The sequence below is a fragment of the Micromonospora sp. NPDC048947 genome (assembly GCF_040649495.1).
GTDB lineage: Bacteria > Actinomycetota > Actinomycetes > Mycobacteriales > Micromonosporaceae > Micromonospora > Micromonospora alfalfae.
The window spans coordinates 147,141-164,801 of the sequence record NZ_JBEZFO010000014.1; the positions used below are offsets into that span (position 1 = coordinate 147,141).

Here is a 17,661-nt window from a genome sequence, read left to right on the forward strand (position 1 = left end):
CGGGGCCACCAGAGGTGGCGTTTCAGCGACGTCGAGGCCGTCGGGTCACCGCGAAGCCGAACACGCCGGCCACTGCGGCGAGCACGCCGCCGATGCCGGTCCAGACCCAGCGCGAGCCGAGATCCGGCAACCAGTCCGCCAGCGAGCCGCTCTCGTCGTCGGCCTCCGCGTCCACCGGGGGTACGGCGTTGAGCACCGTTCCGGCCTTGGTGTTCGGCACCAGCGGGGCGGCCAACTCGCCGTCGTCGGCCGAGGCGCCCCGGTCGGCGACGGTGCCCACCAGCAGGTCGACGTCGATCGGCGCACCCAGGTCCGGCTCCGGCAGCTCGATCACCGAGAGCCGGACGACGTACGTGCCGGGCAGTGGGTCGGCCGACCAGGGCTCCGCCCACGACCGCACCTCGCGCAGCGTGCAACCCAACACCACGTTCGATGCCTTCGCGTCCACTGTCGGGGTCTGGGCCCCCGCCGTGCACGCCTGGCGTCGGCGCAACCCGTCGAAGACGTCCACCGTCCAGGTGGAGGCGCCGCTGCGTCCCTTCGGGAAGGTGACGGTGGCGGTGATCTCGTGCACCTGGCCGGCCGTCGCCGGGAACGACCAGTAGAGGTGGTCGCCGATCGAGGCGTCCACCCGTACCGGTTGGCCGGCGGTGATCGGGGTGGCGGTGAGGAACGACGTGCCGGCACGGTTCACCGGCGTGGCACCCGGGGAGGGGGTCGGTGCGGCGGTGGCCGCGGTGGGAAGCAGAGCGGCCACGCCGGCGGCGAGCAGCGCCACCATCGACCGGAACAGTGCGGTACGCATCAGTTCTCCCTCCAGGTGGCTACCCACCAGCGGGTGAGCAGACCGGCGAGCAGACCGGTGAGCAGACCGGCGATGGTGAGCAGCGCGAGCAGCACCCAGCCCCGGCCGAGGTCCGGTCCGTCCGGTGCGGGTGCGGCGGCGACCACGTCGATCGTCAACTCCACCGGCATGCCCGGGGTGGCCGCGGTGCCGGGACGCGGGGCGAACGAGTTGCTGACCACCAGGCAGACGGTGGTGGGTTCGATGACCGGCGCGGAGCTCTGCTCGGTCTCGGCGGCATCCTCGTCGTCGGCGCTGGCCGACCAGCGCAGCCCGGCGGAGAGCACGTCGGCCCGCCCGCTGCCGGCGTCAGCGCCGCGGACGAGTTCCCGGCCGTCGGCCGCGGTGGCCCGCAGCAGCACCCCGTAGTCCCGGTTGACGGCCCGGTCCAGCGCCATGCTCACCGAAGCCCGCAGTTCCTGCCCGGGCCGGACCGGCACCCGGTAGTAGCGATGCTCGGAGAACGCCTCCCGGTCGGCGTAGACGCCGGGGGCGAGCAGTGGCGCCGAGTCGCACGCGCTGGTGCCGCCGACCACTGTGGGGGCCCGGGTGTGCGTGTCTCCGGCCCGCTCGACGAGCTGTTTGATCCGGTCGGTCAGCTCCTCGGCGCTCTGCGCGGCGGTGTAGGTCCCGCCGGTCGCGCTGGCGATGCAGAGCAGTTGCCGGCGAACCTTGTCGTCGGGGGCCAGGCCGAGGGTGTCGACGACCAGGCTGGTGCCCTGGGCGGCCAGTTCCCGGGCCACCTCGCACGGGTCCGGCGGAGCACAGGTGTCCTCGCCGTCGGTGATCAGGACGATCCGCCGGGTGGTGGCCCCGGTGCCCAGGTCCTGCGCGGCGGAGCGCAGCGCCAGCCCGACCGGAGTGAACCCGGTCGGCCGAAGTGTCGCCACCGCCGCCTTGGCGGCGGACCGGTCCACCGGCCCGACCGGCACGATCTGCTGGGTGTCCTGGCAACCGACCTTCTTGTCCTTGCCGCGGTAGGTCGCGCCGAGCACCCGGATGCCGAGCTGTGTCTCCTCGGGCAGCGCGTCGACCACCTCGTTGAAGGCCTGCTGGGCGACCGAGATCCGGGTGCGTCCGTCGATGTCGGCCGCGCGCATCGACCCGCTGACGTCGAGCACCAGCTCGACCCGGGGCGGCTCGGGCACCGGCTCCTCGTCGGCCTGCGCCGGCCCGGTCAGCGCGGTGGTCGCCAACAGTCCGAGAAGGACCGCCGTCGATCGTCTGAAGTTGATCACGACTCGCAGTGTAGTGAGATCCACTTTGGATGATCGTTTGGGTGGAGACATGCGGAACCGGCGACTCTGATCGAGCCGGGGATCGCCTCTGACCGGCCGCGCCCGCGCTCAGGGTCCACGCCGGGTCACCCTCGGTCAACTGCACGAGGGAAGGTGTCGGTTCGGCCAGCATCCGTCGGAAATCTGACCCAAGTCGACCCGTTGTGCCGGTGGTGCGCGGTGGTTAAGCTCTTCTTGCGCGCCCCAATCGCCCGCTTCCCCCGTGGCAGGCGATCGGGGCGCGCGTCTTTGTCAAGAAGGGCCCGCACGCTTCGGCGTGCGGGCCCTTCTTCCGTCGCGCTGTGCGGCGCGTCGCCTGTCGATGCTTATATCCACCGACCGTCGAGCCACATCCGGGACAGCCAGTCCGAGTACGGAATCACCCGACCCACGAAGATCGGATAGAAGTACGCGAAGCAGAGCGCCACCAGCAGCACGTACGCCCCCGCCGCGATGCTGCCCACCAGTCGACGCTCATAACTCGGGTCACCGGGCACCAGTGGCGCCACCGCACCCACGTCACCCCCGGCGGGGGCGATCATCGTGCCCAGCACGTACACCACGGCCAGCACCAGGAACGGCACCGCCGGCGCGGCGTAGAACGAGAACATCGTCCGGCCGTCGAGGGCGAACCAGAACCACGGCAGCAGGCCGGCGGCCACGGTGAGCAGGATCGCGCCGGCCCGCCAGTCCCGACGGGCCACACCAAGCCAGACCAGCGCCACCAGAGCGGGCAGGAACGACCACCAGAGCAGCGGGGTGCCGAGCAGCAGAATCTCCGAGGCGCAGCTCGCCGCGCCGCAGACGCCGTCACCGGCGTAGTGGAACGCCACCGGCCGGCCCAACAGCAGCCACTGCCACGGCCACGACTGGTACTTGTGTGCGTCGTCAAGCTGGGCGTGGAACCCGTATGCCGCGCGGTGGTATTCGAAGAGGTTGATCAGCGGACCGATCACCGGGCGGTCGCTGAGCCGGGAGCCCGGGTAGGCCGACGCGAGTCGGTAGTAACCGTCGTCGGTGAACAGCCAGCCGGACCAGGTGGCGAGGTAGGTGCCCACCATGAGCACGCCGGCGAGCACCAGCCAGGGCAGCTCGTCGACGAGCGTGTCCCGCCAGGGCCTGCGGACGCCGGCCGAGCGGCGGACGCCGACCTCCCAGAAGAGCACCAGCAGCGCGAAGGCAGGCACGAAGTACAGGGCGCTCCACTTCACCGCACAGGCGCAGCCGATCAGCACCCCGGCCGCCAGCCGCCACCACGGCCAGGTGCGCCAACCGGTCGGTGGGCGGCCGGCCCGGCCCGGCTGGCTCGGATCGAGCCCGTCGTCCAGGGCCCGAGCCCAGCGTCGACGGCGGGCGTCCCGATCGAGCACCAGCGCGCCGAACGCCGCCAGCACGAAGAAGAGCAGGAAGATGTCGAGCAGGGCCGCGCGGGACAGCACCAGGTGGAAGCCGTCCAGGGCGAGCAGCAGGCCGGCAGCGCAGCCGAGCACCGTCGAGCGGAACATCCGCCGACCGATGCGGACCAGCAGCAGCACCGACAGCGTGCCGATCACCGCCGCCGAGAATCGCCAGCCGAACTCCGGTGCGGTGGTCATCAGGTGCCCGGGGACGGAGACCTTCGAATCGGCGTCCTGATAGCCGAACGCCCACTCGCCGATGCCGATCAACCACTTGCCCAGCGGCGGGTGCACCACGTACGACGGGACGTTGTCCTTGTAGTTCCACTCCACGCCACGGGAGATCAGCCCGTAGGCGTCCTTGGCGTAGTACGTCTCGTCGAAGATCTTGCCCTTCGGGCTGGACAGCCCGACGAAGCGCACTATCGCCGCGATGGACACCACCACTGCCGTGGCCAGCCAGGAGAACCGATCCACCTGGGTGTCGACGGTGGCGAACCGTCGCCGGACCGTCGCGGCCACCCCGCCGCCCTCGGCGCTCGGTGCCGTCGGCTCCTGGTTGGCACCGGGCTCGCCCGTCGCCTGGATCATCTTGTCCGGATCGGCGCTCGGGCTCTGCGCTGTCGACGCACTCGTCACCCGGCGATCGTAGGCTGCCAAGGTGTCCGGTGGCGTCCGTCGTCCCTGATACCGGTATTCCCAGCAATGAAGGAGACGAATTCGTGGGTGAAATGTCCGAAGTTGGGCGCCTGATTCTGCTCGGTGCCCCGCTCGGCAACCCCGCCGACGCCTCGGCCCGACTCCGGGAGGTGCTGATCAGCGCCGACGTGGTCGCCGCCGAGGACACCCGCCGGCTCACCCGGCTGGCCCGTGATCTCGACCTCACCGTCGGCGGTCGAATCGTCTCCTACTTCGAGGGCAACGAGGAGCGGCGCACCCCCGAGCTGGTCGAGGCCATCCTCGGCGGGTACGTGGTGGCGCTCGTCACCGACGGTGGGATGCCCAGCGTCTCCGACCCCGGCTACCGACTGGTCCGTGCCACGTTGGATGTCGGGGCGCCGGTCACCGTCGCCCCCGGGCCCAGCGCTGTCACCACCGCGCTGGCCGTCTCCGGGCTGCCCTGCGACCGGTTCTGCTTCGAGGGCTTTCTGCCCCGTACCCCCGGCGGCCGCCGATCCCGGCTGCGCGCCCTCGCCGCCGAGGAGCGCACCCTGGTCTTCTTCGAGGCCCCGCACCGGATCGGAGCGACGCTCACCGACCTGGCCGACACGTTCGGGGCCGACCGGCCGGCCGCGCTCTGCCGTGAACTCACGAAGACCTACGAGGAGGTGCTCCGTCGCCCCCTCGGCGAGCTGGCCCGGTGGGCCACCGAGGGGGACCCGCGCGGAGAGATCACCCTTGTGGTGGCCGGCGCTCCGGTGACCGCTGCCGAACGCCCCGACGACGACACCCTGCGCGCCGCCGTCGCCGAGCGGGAGGCCGCCGGCCGGTCCCGCCGGGACGCCATCACCGACGTCGCCACCGAGTACGCGCTGCGCCGCCGGGACGTCTACACGATCGTGCACAGCTGACCGCTGTGGCAGGGTCCGCCGGGTTCACCACGCGGCGGCCAGGAAGCCGACTGTGATCAGCGTGGGGCCGGCGATGGCGGCGGCCACTGCCCAGCGGCGGTGCCGGCGACCGGGCAGCCGGGCCGACCCGGTCCATCGAACGATGCCGGCGGCGCAGGCCAGCACCACCAACAGACCGGGCAGCCACCGCAGGTGCCGGCCCACACCGACGTCCGCGTACGCGGTGCCGCTGTCCGGGCCGGTCATCCGCGCCGGCAGCGCGGTGCCGGCCGTGCTCCCTTCGACGGGCACGCCGCTGACCCGGACACCATGGGCGATGAACCGCCCGTCCTCGGCAGTGAAGATCCCCCGGCATCGCAGGGTGAGCCCGCCGCCGGAGCAGTCGTCGATCACCACGGTGCCAGTCCGGGCGTGCCCGACCGCGAGCCAGAACGGGCCGGCGCTGACCCAGGCGAAAAAGGCCGCGACCAGGCTCAGCACCACCAGCGCGGCGAGCCCGGGCAGCGGATCCGGCGGTGGGGGCGTGCGGCTGGGTGCCCGGCGCAGCGCCAGCCGGAAGCCGCGAAGCCGCGCCGGTGCCGGGTCCTTGCGGACCGGGGTGCCGTCCCAGTGCACCTGCTCGATGGGCGCCCAGAAAGCGCCGCCGTCGTCCGGCGGGTCGCCGTCGGGCCCATTGTCGCGCTGTCGGCGACCCTGCTGCCGGACCGGCACCCGACGTGGCACCGCGTCCACCGGAGCGCCGGTGGTCGGCTCCACCTCGACGGGCTCCGCGCCGACCGGTGCCGCGCCGGCCGGCGGGCCCGACGAGCCGGGTCGGACCGGGCTGGGAACGGGTGCCCCCGGGGTCGGACGAGTCGGTGTGGGTGACGGCGCCGCCGGCGCGGGGCGGGCCGGGGCAGCGGACCTTCCCGCCGGGGTGGGCCGCTGCGAACCCGGGTCGGCGCTGGGCACGACCCGGGGCTGCGGCGCGACCCCGGCGAGCCGTGACGCGGCGGGCTCAGGCCCCGGGTCGTCGCCGACCGCCGACCCGGTGGGACGGTCCTCGTGGTCCCGCGCCGCTCCTCTGCCCGTCACGACGTTCATTGCACACCGCGCCAGGAGGTGAAACCGGCAGGTGAGCCGCGTGTCGACGACAAATCGGACCAACGGGCGAGGTGGTCGGCCCGGTCCGACGGTCGGGCACCCCCCATTGGTTCGCGAAGGCCCCGGACGGGTCACTAGGCTCACTGCTCATGAGTCACGTTCTCGCGGCAGTGGCCTGGCCGTACGCCAACGGCCCCCGCCACATCGGCCACGTCTCCGGTTTTGGCGTTCCCTCCGACGTCTTCGCCCGGTACATGCGGATGGCCGGCCACGACGTGCTCATGGTCTCCGGCACCGACGAGCACGGCACCCCGATCCAGGTGCAGGCCGACGCCGACGGGGTGACCCCGCGCGAGCTGGCCGACCGGTACAACAGGGTGATCGTCGAGGACCTGCACGGCCTCGGTCTCTCCTACGACCTGTTCACCCGCACCACCACCCGCAACCACTACGCGGTGGTGCAGGAGTTGTTCGAGGGGATGTACCGCAACGGCTACATCGTGCCGAAGACCACCATGGGCGCGATCTCCCCGTCCACCGGGCGCACCCTGCCCGACCGTTACATCGAGGGCACCTGCCCGATCTGCGGGTACGACAGCGCCCGCGGCGACCAGTGCGACAACTGCGGCAACCAACTCGACCCGATCGACCTGATCAACCCCAAGTCGCGGATCAACGGAGAGACTCCGAAGTTCGTCGAGACCGAGCACTTCTTCCTGGACCTGCCGGCCCTGGCCGAGGTGCTGCGGCAGTGGCTGGACACCCGCGAGGGGTGGCGGCCCAACGTGCTGCGGTTCTCCCGCAACCTGCTCGACGACCTCCAGCCCCGGGCGATCACCCGTGACCTGGAGTGGGGCGTACCGATCCCGCTCGACGGCTGGCGCGACCGGTCGGACAAGCGGATCTACGTGTGGTTCGACGCCGTGATCGGCTACCTGTCCGCCTCGATCGAATGGGCCCGTCGCTCCGGCGACCCGGACGCGTGGCGCAGGTACTGGTCCGCCGACGGCGCGGGGAAGGACGCCCAGTCCTACTACTTCATGGGCAAGGACAACATCGTCTTCCACTCGGTGATCTGGCCGGCGCTGCTCTCCGGCTACTCCGGCGAGGGCTCCCGCGACGGTGAGCCGGGCGAACTGGGTCGGCTCAACCTGCCCACCGAGGTGGTCTCGAGCGAGTACCTGACCATGGAGGGGCGCAAGTTCTCCTCGTCCCGCAAGGTGGTCATCTACGTTCGCGACTTCCTGGAGCGCTACGACGCCGACGCGCTGCGCTACTTCATCGCCGCCGCCGGCCCGGAGAGCAACGACACCGACTTCACCTGGGCGGAGTTCCTGCGCCGCAACAACGACGAGTTGGTCGCCGGTTGGGGCAACCTGGTCAACCGGTGCGTCTCGATGGCCGCGAAGAACTTCGGTGCGATCCCGCCGGTCGACCCGGCCGGGCTCACCGAGGCCGACGAGGCGCTGCTCGCCGTCGCCCGGACCGGGTTCACCACAGTCGGCGACCTGATCGGCCGGCACCGGCAGAAGCAGGCGATCGGTGAGGCCATGAAGGTGGTCGCCGAGGCCAACAGGTACCTCTCCGAGCAGGCGCCCTGGAAGCTCAAGGACGAGGCGGACAAGCCCCGGATGGGCACCATCCTGCACGTCGCCCTTCAGGTGATCAGCGATGCCAACACACTGCTCACCCCGTTCCTGCCGCACTCCGCGCAGCAGGTGCACGAGCTGCTCGGGGGCACCGGCGTGCACGCGCCGATGCCGGTGATCGAGCAGGTCGACGACCTGGACGGCGGCCCGGCGTACCCGGTGCTCACCGGGGACTACACAGTCGGCGCGCGCTGGGAGTCGGTGTCGATCGAGGCGGGTCGCCCGCTGGCCGCGCCGAAGCCGGTGTTCCGCAAGCTCGACCCGTCGATCGTCGACGAGGAACTGGCCCGGCTGGCCGACTGACCGCACGACGCGCGGCGGCGGGTCGCCCTGCCGCCGCGCGCCGTCACATCACGTACCGGGTGTCCATCACCTGGTCGTCGGTCACCTCGGCGCCCGGTGCCCAGGCCTCGTAGACGCCGCGTTCCTGACACTGCGCGCCGGTCGTCACCACGGTGTCCGGGTTCGGGTAGCGCAGGCGCACCCGCAGCCAGCCGGCCTCCTCCCGCAGCACCAGGCACGGCACCCCCCGCCACTGGGCGAACCGGAGCCGGCGGGCCACCGCGTCCACCGGGTAACGGGCCGCCCGGGTCATCGCCAGCACCCGGAACCCACCGGGCAGGTCGGCGACCGCCTCGTACTCGCTGTCGCCGTACATGCCGACCAACTGGGTGGAGCGGGGAGCGTCGGCGTTCGGCACGTACTCCTGGTCCGGGGAGAGGTCCGGCACCGCGGCCAGCAGGTGCCGCCACTGGGGGCCCACCATCCGCAGCCACCCGCGCTGCTCGGCCTGGTAGGTGTACAGCACCACCTCCACCCCGTCCGCCGGGTAGGCGATGAGGGCGGCGTTCGCCGGCATCGGCAGGTCGGCGAAGTCCCGGGTGATGAACTCCGGGATGAGCTGACCGTTGCTGGGCACGAAGCCGGTGCCGAGCACCGGGGCGCCGAGCCGGTCCCGGGAGGCCAGCGCGGTCAGACCGCGGTGTGCCGAGCCCACCGGCACGTCGTAGTCGCCCGGGTCGGACGCGCGCCAGCGCAGCGCGTACGCGACGTCCGGGCCGTCCCGGCCAGCGTCACCATCCGTACGCAGCACCGTCGTCGTCGCCGGCGTACGCAGGTGCGCCACATCGTGCTCGCGGTAGCAGAAGCCGTGCGGCAGCCAACCCCGTACGTAGCCGGCGAGCTGCTGGGCCGAGAGCACCTTCACCATCCGGGTGCCCCGCCGGACCACCGCCGACGCGCGCGCCGCCGCCAGCATCGGGTCGCCCGCTGCCGCCGGCTGCTGGCTGAGCTGGTGCAGGTACGCCCAACCCCGCTCGCGGTGAGCGGGCATCAGCAGCGGCGTCTCCGGCTCGTCGGCCGGCTCGGTGGCCCCGTGCACGGCGGTCACCTCGGTGACGTGCACGAACCGGTGCCACGGCAGGGCGCTACCCGGGCGGGGTGCCCACTCGAAGCCGGCCACCTCGTCGGCGCTGAACAACTCGTACGCGGCGCCCCGGGCGATCTCCTCGGCCGGGTACACGCCGCCGCCGAACGCCACGTGCAGTCCGGTCCGTTCGCCGGCGCTGCCACCGGCCTGGGGGGTGACGCTCATGCCGTCGCCTCGCTGCTCGGTGGGATGGGTCCGCACGCTGTCGCGTCCGCTCGTGAGCGACCGTAGAGTCGCGCGGCGTAGTCGGGGTGAACGTCGGGTGGCGGGCAGATGGACAGGCCCGGTGTGTGATGCTGTCGCTGATGAGCGAGCCCACTGAATCCCGCCGCGAGCGCGCCGCCCGGCGGGCCGGAGAGTTTCCGCCCGCCCCCGAGCCGTTGCCCCGGGCGGTGCTGGACAGCCACACCCACCTGGACATCACGGTCAGCGAGGCCGGTGTGCCCGGCGGCGGCCCGGCCGACGACCCGGTTGCCGTGGCGATCGCGTTGGCCGCGAAGGTCGGCGTGGACCGGCTGGTCCAGGTGGGCGTGGACGTCGCCTCCTCCCGGTGGGGCGCGGACACCGCCGATGAGTACCCCGCCGTGCTGGCCACTGTGGCGCTGCACCCGAACGAGGCGCCTCGGCTCAGCGACCTCGACGAGGCGTTGCGGGAGATCGAGTCACTCGCGGCCCGCGACCGGGTCCGGGGGATCGGCGAGACCGGGATGGACTTCTTCCGGACCGGCGACGAGGGGCGTGCCGCGCAGGAGCAGAGTTTCCGGGCGCACATCGCCATCGCCAAGCGGTACGGCAAGACGCTTGTCATCCACGATCGCGACGCGCACGCCGACGTGCTGCGGATCCTCGACGACGAGGGCGCTCCCGACCGGGTGGTGCTGCACTGCTTCTCCGGCGACGCCGAGTTCGCCAGCGAGTGCGTCCGCCGCGGTTACCTGCTGAGCTTCGCCGGCACCGTCACCTTCGGCAGCGCGACGGCGCTGCGCGAGGCCGCCGCGCTCACCCCGCTGGATCAGATGCTGGTGGAGACCGACGCCCCGTACCTCACCCCGATGCCGTACCGCGGCCGGCCGAACGCGTCGTACCTGATTCCGCTCACCGTCCGCGCGCTCGCCGCGACCACCGGCAGCGACCTGGACGAGCTGTGCGCGGCCATTTCCGCGACCGGCGACCGGGCGTTCGGCCCGTGGTGAGCCCGGCCCGACGGTCGGCGCCGACCCGTCGCTACGCTGCCAGCCATGACCGGTCTCCTCGGCCCGGCGGAGATCCGGGAACTCGCCGCCCGGTTGGGCGTCGCGCCCACCAAGAAGCTGGGCCAGAACTTCGTGCACGACCCGAACACTGTGCGCCGGATCGTGACCGCCGCCGGCCTCACACCCGACGACGTGGCCCTGGAGGTGGGGCCCGGGCTCGGCTCGCTGACAGTGGGGCTGCTGCCGGTCGCCGGGCACGTGCACGCCGTGGAGATCGACCCGGTGCTCGCCGGGGCGCTCCCGGAGACGGTCGCGCGGCACGCCGGGGCCGACGCCGCCCGGCTCACCGTGCACCGCGCGGACGCGTTGCGCATCGCCGCCGCCGAACTGGCCGACCCGGCACCGACAGCGCTGGTGGCGAACCTGCCCTACAACGTCGCCGTGCCAGTGGTGCTGCACCTGCTCGCCGTGCTGCCCACCCTGCGACACGGCCTGGTGATGGTGCAGAAGGAGGTCGCCGACCGGCTCGTCGCCGGTCCCGGCTCCAAGGTGTACGGCATTCCGTCGGTGAAGCTCGCCTGGTACGCCCAGGCTCGGGGCGCCGGCAAGGTGCCGCCGAACGTGTTCTGGCCGGTGCCCAACGTCGACTCCGGCCTGGTCTCCTTCACCTGCCACGAGCCGCCCCGCACCGACGTACCGCGGGAGCGGGTCTTCGCCGTGGTGGACGCGGCGTTCGCGCAGCGGCGCAAGACACTGCGCGCCGCGTTGGCCGGTTGGGCCGGTGGCGCGGACCGGGCCGCCGCGGCGCTCACCGCCGCCGGCGTCGACCCCGGCGCCCGTGGGGAGTCACTGACAGTCGAGCAGTTCGCCGCCATCGCCGCGTCGGCTCCGGTCGGTACGCCGGCCGGGAAGTAGGCTGACGCCGTGCCCGCCCAGGACGCTGAGGAGCTGAAAGTGGCCAAGCCGTTCGACATCCGCCTGCGCCTGCGGGACAGCACCCCGTGACCGAGGCCTGGCGACCGGACGACGACGAGCGACGCGGGGCCCTCGGCCCGGTGCGGGTGCGGGTGCCCGCGAAGGTCAACCTGCACCTCGGGGTGGGCCCGCTGCGCCGGGACGGCTACCACGAGCTGAACACGATCTACCACGCCATCTCGATCTACGACGAGCTGACGGCCCGCCGGGGCGACACCCTCGCCCTGACCATGGAGGGTGAGGGCACCGGCGAGCTGGCCCTGGACGACACCAACCTGGTGATCCGCGCCGCGCACGCCCTCGCCGGGTACGCGGGGGTGCTGCCGCACGCCCGACTGCACCTGCGCAAGCAGATCCCGCTCGCCGGTGGGTTGGCCGGTGGCAGCGCCGACGCTGCCGCCGCGCTGGTGGCCTGCGACGCGCTCTGGGGCACCGGGCTGTCCCGCGACGAGCTGGCCGGCATCGCCGCCGACCTCGGCTCCGACGTGCCGTTCTTGATCTACGGTGGCACCGCGCTGGGCACCGGCCGGGGTGAGGCGATCAGCCCCGTGCTGGCCCGCCCCACCTCCTGGCACTGGGTGGTGGCGATCGCCGACGGCGGCCTGTCCACCCCGACCGCGTACCGGGAGCTGGATCGGCTCCGCGACTCCGGTGCCGCCGGCGCCCCGCTGGGCAGCACCGACGCCCTGCTGGGCGCGCTGCGCCAGCGTGACCCCCGGGTGCTCGCCCGCACGCTCGGCAACGACCTCCAGGACGCCGCGCTGGCCATGCGCCCGGCGCTGGCCGACACCCTGAAGGCTGGCGAGGCGGCCGGCGCGCTCACCGGCATCGTCTCCGGCTCCGGCCCGACCTGCGTGTTCCTCGCCGCCAACGCGGCCGACGCGGAGCGGATCGCCGCCGAGTTGACCGCCGCCGGCGTCTGCCGGGAGGCGCGGGTCGCGCACGGTCCGGTAGCCGGCGCCCGCGTCGGCTGACGAGGCGTTCCACCGGAGCTGCTGGCGCGCGGCGCGGGCGTTCGGGGCTTCCGCGTACCCTTGGGACAGGCGTCCAGGTGCCCGCCGGCACCCGGACGCTTTGATCATGAAGGGTGGAACGTGGCGAACATCGTCAATCTGGACCGGGTGTCCAAGGGGTACGGCGCCGCCGGGCGGCTGCTCACGGACGTCTCGCTCGGCCTGGACGACGCCGACCGGATCGGCGTGGTCGGCCTCAACGGCGCCGGCAAGTCCACCCTGCTGCGGTTGCTCACCAAGCAGGAGGACCCCGACGACGGTCGGGTGACCCACCGCCGTGACCTGCGTGTGCTCTGGCTGCCGCAGCAGCTCGCCCTCGCTCCCGAGGCCACCGTCCGGGACGTGGTGCTCGGCACCGCCTGGCTCGCCGAGGGCATGGGCGCCGAGCACGAGTGGGCCGGTGACTCCGGTGTGCGGGCCATCCTCGACGGCCTCGGCATGCCGCACCTCGGCCTCGACCAGCCGGTCGGCCCGATGTCCGGTGGCGAACGCCGCCGGGTGGCGCTCGCCGCGCTGCTCGTACGCGACTCCGACCTGCTCATCCTCGACGAGCCCACCAACCACCTGGACGTCGGCGGGGTCGACTGGCTGGCCCGGCACCTGGTCGGCCGCAAGGGCGCCCTGGTCGTGGTCACCCACGACCGGTGGTTCCTGGACGCGGTCTGCACCAACACCTGGGAGGTCGCCGACCAGACCGTCCGCGCCTACGAGGGTGGCTTCGCCGCCTGGACCCTCGCCCGCGCCGAGCGCGAGCGGGTCGCCGCCGCCACCGAGGCCCGCCGGCAGAACCTGCTCCGCAAGGAGATCGCCTGGCTGCGCCGTGGCCCGCCCGCCCGGACCTCCAAGCCGCAGTTCCGCATCGACGCCGCCAACGCGTTGATCGCCGACGTGCCGCCGGCACGCGACACCATGTCGTTGCAGCGCATGGCCACCTCGCGGCTCGGCAAGCAGGTGTACGACCTGGAGAACGTCGAGCTGCACGCCGGCCCGAAGGAGATCCTTCGCGACGTCACCTGGCTGGTCGGCCCCGGCGACCGGATCGCCATCCTCGGCGCCAACGGCGCCGGCAAGACCACGCTGCTGCGGATGCTCGCCGGCATCACCCGCCCCGATGGTGGCCGCCTCGGCACCGGCTCCACAGTGCGGCCCGCGTTTCTCTCCCAGGAGCTCACCGAGCTGCCCGGGCACCTGCGGGTCCTGGAGGCGGTCGAGGAGGTCGCCCGCCGGGTTCAGCTCGGCGACCGGGAGGTCTCCGCCGCGCAGCTCGCCGAGGTGTTCGGCTTCGACGACCGCCGCCTCTGGACCCCGGTCAGTGACCTCTCCGGTGGGGAACGCCGCCGGTTGCAGATGCTGCGGCTGCTGGCCGGCGAGCCCAACGTGCTGCTCTTCGACGAGCCCACCAACGACCTTGACACCGACACCCTCGCCTCGCTGGAGGACCTGCTCGACTCGTGGCCCGGCACGATCATCGTGGCCAGCCACGACCGGTACCTGATCGAACGGGTCACCGACACGGCGTACGGGATGTTCGGCGACGGTCGGCTGGTGCACCTGCCCGGCGGCGTGGACGAATACCTCGCACGGACCGCCGAGCGGGCCGGCTCGCCCCGGGTGGGCGTCACCTCGACCTCCGCGCCCGGTACCCCCTCCGGAGGCGGTATGTCCGCCGCCGAGGTCCGTCAGGCCCGCAAGGAGCTGACCCGGCTGGAGCGGCAGCTCAGCAAGCTCGACCAGCGCGAGACCACGCTGCTCGACCAGCTCGCGGCGGACGCCACCGACTACGCCCGGGTCGCCGAGTTGGACACCCAGCTCAAGGATCTGCGCGCCGAACGGGAGCGGATCGAGGAGAGCTGGATGACCCTCGCCGAGGACCTGCCCGAGAGCTGACCGGCCGGGCGCGCCGGCCCGGGCCCCGTGTGCGGCGTCACACCACCACATGCGAGACAATCGTCGGCGACACCTACCCCACGGCGTTGGAGACACAGACATGGCACACACCCCCGTCAACCACCCCGCGCGGCCGATCTACCGGGCGATCGGCGGGCTGACCGGTCTGTACCTGGTCGTCTTCGGTGTGCTCGGCATCATCGCGAGCACCGGCAACGAGATCCTCGCCCAGGACGACACCCGGGTCCTCGGTCAGGGCACCAACCTCGGCTTCTCGCTGCTCAGCGTGCTGCTCGGGATCATCGTGCTGGTCGGCACCGCGCTCGGCCGTAACATCGACGTGGCGATCAACCAGTGGCTGGCGTACGGCCTCATGGTGGTCAGCCTGGCCGGTCTCGCGTTCATCCGGACCGACGCCAACTTCTTCAACTTCAGCATCACCACAGTGGTCGTGGTGATGGCGGCCGCCCTGGTGCTGCTGATGGTCGGCATGTACGGCAAGGTCGGCACCGAGGATGAGGCGGAGGCGTTCCAGAAGGCTCGTCTCGTTCTCTGAGCTTTCTTCGTGGTTGCGGCCGTGGGTTTTCGCCGGAGCCCGAGCTGCTCCGGGCGGTCAGGCTTGATCCCTGCGCAGCTCGGGCTCCGGCGAAAACCTGACCTGGTCCAGCCATTCGGCGGACCCCTTGGGCTTTGGGGTTCTGCGGACAGTTAGCGCTGCCTTGGGCGACAATTCCCCCTGAAACGGTCACATCAGGGGGTCTGGGCATGCCGCACTTTCCGGTCAACCATCCGGCACGGCCGCTCTACCGGATCCTCTCCGGGCTGATCGGCGTCTACATCCTGGTCTTCGGCGTCTGGGGCGTCGCCGAGACGATCGGGGATCCGCTCTTCGCCCGCAACAGCACCTGGGCCCTCGGGCTCCGGACCAACCTGGCCTTCTCGCTCGCCTCGGTGGTCTTCGGGGTCGTCCTGATCATCGGGGCCTCACGGCGCAGCAACCTCGGCCACTACATGAACCTCACAGCGGGCGTGGTGTTCCTGGTGACCAGCATCCTGATGATGTCGGTGCTGCAGACCGGTGCGAACTTTCTCAACTTCTCGATGTCGACAGTGGTCGTGTCGATGCTGTTCGGCCTGATCCTGCTCGGCACCGGCCTCTACGACAAGGTCGGCCCACCGGAGTCCGCCGAGGCGGAGTTGGAGCACCGCAAACACCCGGTGGCCGACGTGCACCGCCGCTGATCGGGGTCAGCTGCGCCGTGCGGTGATCAGCGTCGGCTTGGCCTCCAGGTGTGACAACCCGTTCCAGGCCAGGTTGACGAGGTGCGCCGCCACCGTCTCCTTGCGCGGCTTACGCACCTCCAACCACCAGCGACCGGTCAACGCCACCATGCCGACCAGTGCCTGCGAGTACAGCTCGGCGAGCTTCGGGTCGTACCCTCGGCTCTTGTACTCGGCGCCCAGGATGTGCTCGACCTGGTGCGCCACGTCGTTCATCACGCTGCTGAAGTTGGCGGTGCCGGACATCAGCGGCGACTCGCGGACCAACACCCGGAAACCGCTGGTCTCCTCCTCGATGTAGGTCAGCAGGGCGAGCGCCGCCTGTTCCAGAAGCTCCCGCGGATGCCCGGCGGTCAACGCCGTGGTGATCCGGTCCAACAGGGCCCGGACCTCCCGGTCCACCACCACCGCGTAGAGCCCTTCCTTGCCACCGAAGTGCTCGTACACCACCGGCTTGGAGACCTTGGCACGGGCCGCCACCTCCTCGATGGAGGTGGCGTCGAAACCGCGCTCGGCGAAGAGTTGCCGGCCGGTCGCTATCAACTGCTCCCGGCGTTGGGCCGCCGACATGCGGACCCGGGAGGGAGCTTTGGCTTTCGGTGCCGCCGTCGGCGTCGCCCGTCGGCCGCTGACAGCTGCCGCCGCGTCGTCGCTGACCTCAGGCATGTCGCCGCCTCGCTGGCGCTCGGTGACGCCCTGCCGTGGAATGGTTCCTCCGCTGTGCCCGTTCACGTCGTCGCCTCACTGTCGGGCGGTCCGACCGCCCTGACGCGCCGTTCGACAGTACCCGGAACGGGCTCGGCCTCCCGTCCGCCGAGCCGCCTGGTCCCCCCGCATGGCTCGGGTCATCCGGCCATCCTGCCAGGCGGCATCGTCGAGCACCGCCCGGTTTCAGTGGGGTGCGACAGGCTTCACCAGCTTGGCGGCGAGGCGCTCGGGCTTTGGCCAGCGCACCTGCGTTGCCGCGCCGGTCTTCTCGAACAACCAGATCACCCGGGCGGAGATGTCCACCTGACCGCGCAACACGCCGTGCCGGGCGCTGGTCGGGTCGGCGTGGTGCAGGTTGTGCCAGCTCTCGCCGAACGACAGGATCGCCAGCGGCCAGAAGTTCGACGCGCGGTCACCCTGGCGCATCGCGAACGGACGCTCACCGTAGACGTGGCACACCGAGTTGATCGCCCAGGTGACGTGGTGCAGGAGGCCGATCCGGACCAGCCCGGCCCAGAAGAACGCGGTCAGCGCGCCCTGCCAGGACCAGGTCACCAGGCCGCCGATCAGCGCCGGGCCGAGCAGCGAGATGGCCACCAGCGCGGGGAAGAGCCGGTCGACCCGGCTGATGTCCCGGTCGGCGATGAGGTCCGGGGCGAAACGCTCACGGTTGGACAGCTCCCGGCGGAACAGCCAGCCCACGTGTGCGTGGAACAGGCCCCGGGTCAACGCCCAGAAGCTGGTGCCGAACCGCCACGGCGAGTGCGGGTCGCCCTCCAGGTCGGAGAACGCGTGGTGACGCCGGTGGTCGGCGACCCACTGGATGATCTCGCCCTGCACCGCCAGCGAACCCGCGACCGCCAGAGTCACACGTAGCCACCGCTTGGCCTTGAACGAGCCGTGCGTGAAGTAGCGGTGGAAGCCGACGGTGATGCCGAGCCCGGAGACGACGTACCAGACCAGGCCGATGATCACGTCGGTCCAGCCCAGCCAGCCGCCCCAGGCCACCGGCACGGCGACCAGCAGGGCGACGAAGGGGATCACCACGAAGGCCCAGAGGGCGGCCAGGATGCCGGGGGACTGGCTGCCGTCGGTGAGTGGTTTGGGGCCGGGTCCGGCGGTGTTGGAATCGAGCAGAGCAGTGGACATGGGACCTCGCAGGGGAAGGTAACGATCACGAAGCTACGCCTACGTCACCGTAACTTACGGCACCGTAGATCGCACGGGGAAGTTTCGAATCGACTTCGCGTAACTGCTCGAAGTCGCAGGTCAGCCGGCCCGATGGCGGGTGCCTGACCGATCCGGGAAGAGGGCGGCTGAGGCGCGAGCCGACCACCCCCGGAAGGCCGACGAC

Annotated in this window: 15 protein-coding genes; 8 read left to right on the top strand and 7 right to left on the bottom strand. The window is 71.9% G+C overall.

Annotated features, from left to right (window positions below):
- Positions 1 to 22: 22 nt before the first annotated feature.
- From AB0B98_RS21055 to AB0B98_RS21065, 3 genes are all read right to left on the bottom strand, one after another.
- Positions 23 to 805, bottom strand: coding sequence for a peptidase (locus AB0B98_RS21055; protein WP_357364644.1), 783 nt, complete (start codon positions 803 to 805; stop codon positions 23 to 25).
- Positions 805 to 2,082 carry a VWA domain-containing protein gene (locus AB0B98_RS21060; protein WP_357364646.1) on the bottom strand — a complete coding sequence of 426 codons (1,278 nt, stop codon included), beginning with the start codon at positions 2,080 to 2,082 and terminating at the stop codon, positions 805 to 807. Before AB0B98_RS21060 ends, AB0B98_RS21055 begins: the two co-directional genes overlap by 1 nt.
- 365 nt (positions 2,083 to 2,447) lie before the next feature.
- Positions 2,448 to 4,157 (bottom strand): phospholipid carrier-dependent glycosyltransferase, encoded by a 1,710-nt coding sequence (locus AB0B98_RS21065; RefSeq protein ID WP_357364648.1) that lies wholly within the window; start codon positions 4,155 to 4,157, stop codon positions 2,448 to 2,450.
- Between the two features lie 83 nt (positions 4,158 to 4,240).
- Between AB0B98_RS21065 and rsmI the strand changes: the two genes are divergently transcribed.
- Positions 4,241 to 5,089, top strand: a complete 849-nt coding sequence (rsmI, locus tag AB0B98_RS21070) for a 16S rRNA (cytidine(1402)-2'-O)-methyltransferase (RefSeq protein WP_112581647.1) — start codon at positions 4,241 to 4,243, stop codon at positions 5,087 to 5,089.
- 24 nt (positions 5,090 to 5,113) lie between these two features.
- Here the strand turns inward: rsmI and AB0B98_RS21075 are convergent, their stop codons facing one another.
- On the bottom strand, positions 5,114 to 6,172 hold the full coding sequence (locus tag AB0B98_RS21075) for a hypothetical protein (RefSeq protein ID WP_238671174.1): 1,059 nt from the start codon (positions 6,170 to 6,172) through the stop codon (positions 5,114 to 5,116).
- Positions 6,173 to 6,321: 149 nt separating this feature from the next.
- Between AB0B98_RS21075 and metG the strand changes: the two genes are divergently transcribed.
- Positions 6,322 to 8,124 (top strand): methionine--tRNA ligase, encoded by a 1,803-nt coding sequence (gene metG, locus AB0B98_RS21080; RefSeq protein ID WP_357364650.1) that lies wholly within the window; start codon positions 6,322 to 6,324, stop codon positions 8,122 to 8,124.
- Positions 8,125 to 8,167: 43 nt separating this feature from the next.
- Here the strand turns inward: metG and AB0B98_RS21085 are convergent, their stop codons facing one another.
- Positions 8,168 to 9,415, bottom strand: a complete 1,248-nt coding sequence (locus tag AB0B98_RS21085) for a hypothetical protein (RefSeq protein ID WP_357364652.1) — start codon at positions 9,413 to 9,415, stop codon at positions 8,168 to 8,170.
- Between the two features lie 128 nt (positions 9,416 to 9,543).
- On the opposite strand from AB0B98_RS21085, the gene AB0B98_RS21090 reads away from it, so the two are divergent.
- From AB0B98_RS21090 to AB0B98_RS21115, 6 genes are all read left to right on the top strand, one after another.
- Complete coding sequence (locus AB0B98_RS21090) at positions 9,544 to 10,443, top strand: TatD family hydrolase (RefSeq protein ID WP_357364654.1); 900 nt, start codon at positions 9,544 to 9,546, stop codon at positions 10,441 to 10,443.
- Positions 10,444 to 10,488: 45 nt separating this feature from the next.
- Complete coding sequence (gene rsmA / locus AB0B98_RS21095; RefSeq protein WP_357364656.1) at positions 10,489 to 11,358, top strand: 16S rRNA (adenine(1518)-N(6)/adenine(1519)-N(6))-dimethyltransferase RsmA; 870 nt, start codon at positions 10,489 to 10,491, stop codon at positions 11,356 to 11,358.
- Positions 11,359 to 11,444: 86 nt separating this feature from the next.
- Positions 11,445 to 12,392 carry a 4-(cytidine 5'-diphospho)-2-C-methyl-D-erythritol kinase gene (locus tag AB0B98_RS21100; protein WP_357364658.1) on the top strand — a complete coding sequence of 316 codons (948 nt, stop codon included), beginning with the start codon at positions 11,445 to 11,447 and terminating at the stop codon, positions 12,390 to 12,392.
- A gap of 120 nt (positions 12,393 to 12,512) precedes the next feature.
- Positions 12,513 to 14,318: an ABC-F family ATP-binding cassette domain-containing protein gene (locus AB0B98_RS21105; protein ID WP_357364660.1), complete on the top strand. Its 1,806-nt coding sequence runs from the start codon at positions 12,513 to 12,515 to the stop codon at positions 14,316 to 14,318.
- Positions 14,319 to 14,418: 100 nt separating this feature from the next.
- On the top strand, positions 14,419 to 14,874 hold the full coding sequence (locus AB0B98_RS21110) for a DUF4383 domain-containing protein (protein ID WP_238671166.1): 456 nt from the start codon (positions 14,419 to 14,421) through the stop codon (positions 14,872 to 14,874).
- A 209-nt stretch (positions 14,875 to 15,083) separates the two neighbouring features.
- A complete protein-coding gene (locus AB0B98_RS21115; protein WP_238671165.1) occupies positions 15,084 to 15,560 on the top strand; it encodes a DUF4383 domain-containing protein in 477 nt (158 codons plus the stop codon).
- 6 nt (positions 15,561 to 15,566) lie between these two features.
- Here the strand turns inward: AB0B98_RS21115 and AB0B98_RS21120 are convergent, their stop codons facing one another.
- Together AB0B98_RS21120 and AB0B98_RS21125 are read right to left on the bottom strand one after the other, a co-directional pair.
- Positions 15,567 to 16,265, bottom strand: coding sequence for a TetR/AcrR family transcriptional regulator (locus AB0B98_RS21120; protein WP_357364662.1), 699 nt, complete (start codon positions 16,263 to 16,265; stop codon positions 15,567 to 15,569).
- A gap of 225 nt (positions 16,266 to 16,490) precedes the next feature.
- A complete protein-coding gene (locus AB0B98_RS21125; protein WP_357364664.1) occupies positions 16,491 to 17,456 on the bottom strand; it encodes an acyl-CoA desaturase in 966 nt (321 codons plus the stop codon).
- Between the last annotated feature and the right edge of the window lie 205 nt (positions 17,457 to 17,661).

Excerpts from the sequence above, each read along its gene's own strand:
- AB0B98_RS21125 (WP_357364664.1), bottom strand. The coding sequence starts at position 17,456 with ATGTCCACTGCTCTGCTCGATTCCAACACCGCCGGACCCGGCCCCAAA.
- AB0B98_RS21090 (WP_357364654.1), top strand. The coding sequence starts at position 9,544 with ATGCTGTCGCTGATGAGCGAGCCCACTGAATCCCGCCGCGAGCGCGCC.
- rsmA (WP_357364656.1), top strand. The coding sequence starts at position 10,489 with ATGACCGGTCTCCTCGGCCCGGCGGAGATCCGGGAACTCGCCGCCCGG.
- AB0B98_RS21120 (WP_357364662.1), bottom strand. The coding sequence starts at position 16,265 with ATGCCTGAGGTCAGCGACGACGCGGCGGCAGCTGTCAGCGGCCGACGG.
- AB0B98_RS21085 (WP_357364652.1), bottom strand. The coding sequence starts at position 9,415 with ATGAGCGTCACCCCCCAGGCCGGTGGCAGCGCCGGCGAACGGACCGGA.
- AB0B98_RS21110 (WP_238671166.1), top strand. The coding sequence starts at position 14,419 with ATGGCACACACCCCCGTCAACCACCCCGCGCGGCCGATCTACCGGGCG.
- AB0B98_RS21115 (WP_238671165.1), top strand. The coding sequence starts at position 15,084 with ATGCCGCACTTTCCGGTCAACCATCCGGCACGGCCGCTCTACCGGATC.
- metG (WP_357364650.1), top strand. The coding sequence starts at position 6,322 with ATGAGTCACGTTCTCGCGGCAGTGGCCTGGCCGTACGCCAACGGCCCC.
- AB0B98_RS21055 (WP_357364644.1), bottom strand. The coding sequence starts at position 805 with ATGCGTACCGCACTGTTCCGGTCGATGGTGGCGCTGCTCGCCGCCGGC.
- AB0B98_RS21075 (WP_238671174.1), bottom strand. The coding sequence starts at position 6,172 with ATGAACGTCGTGACGGGCAGAGGAGCGGCGCGGGACCACGAGGACCGT.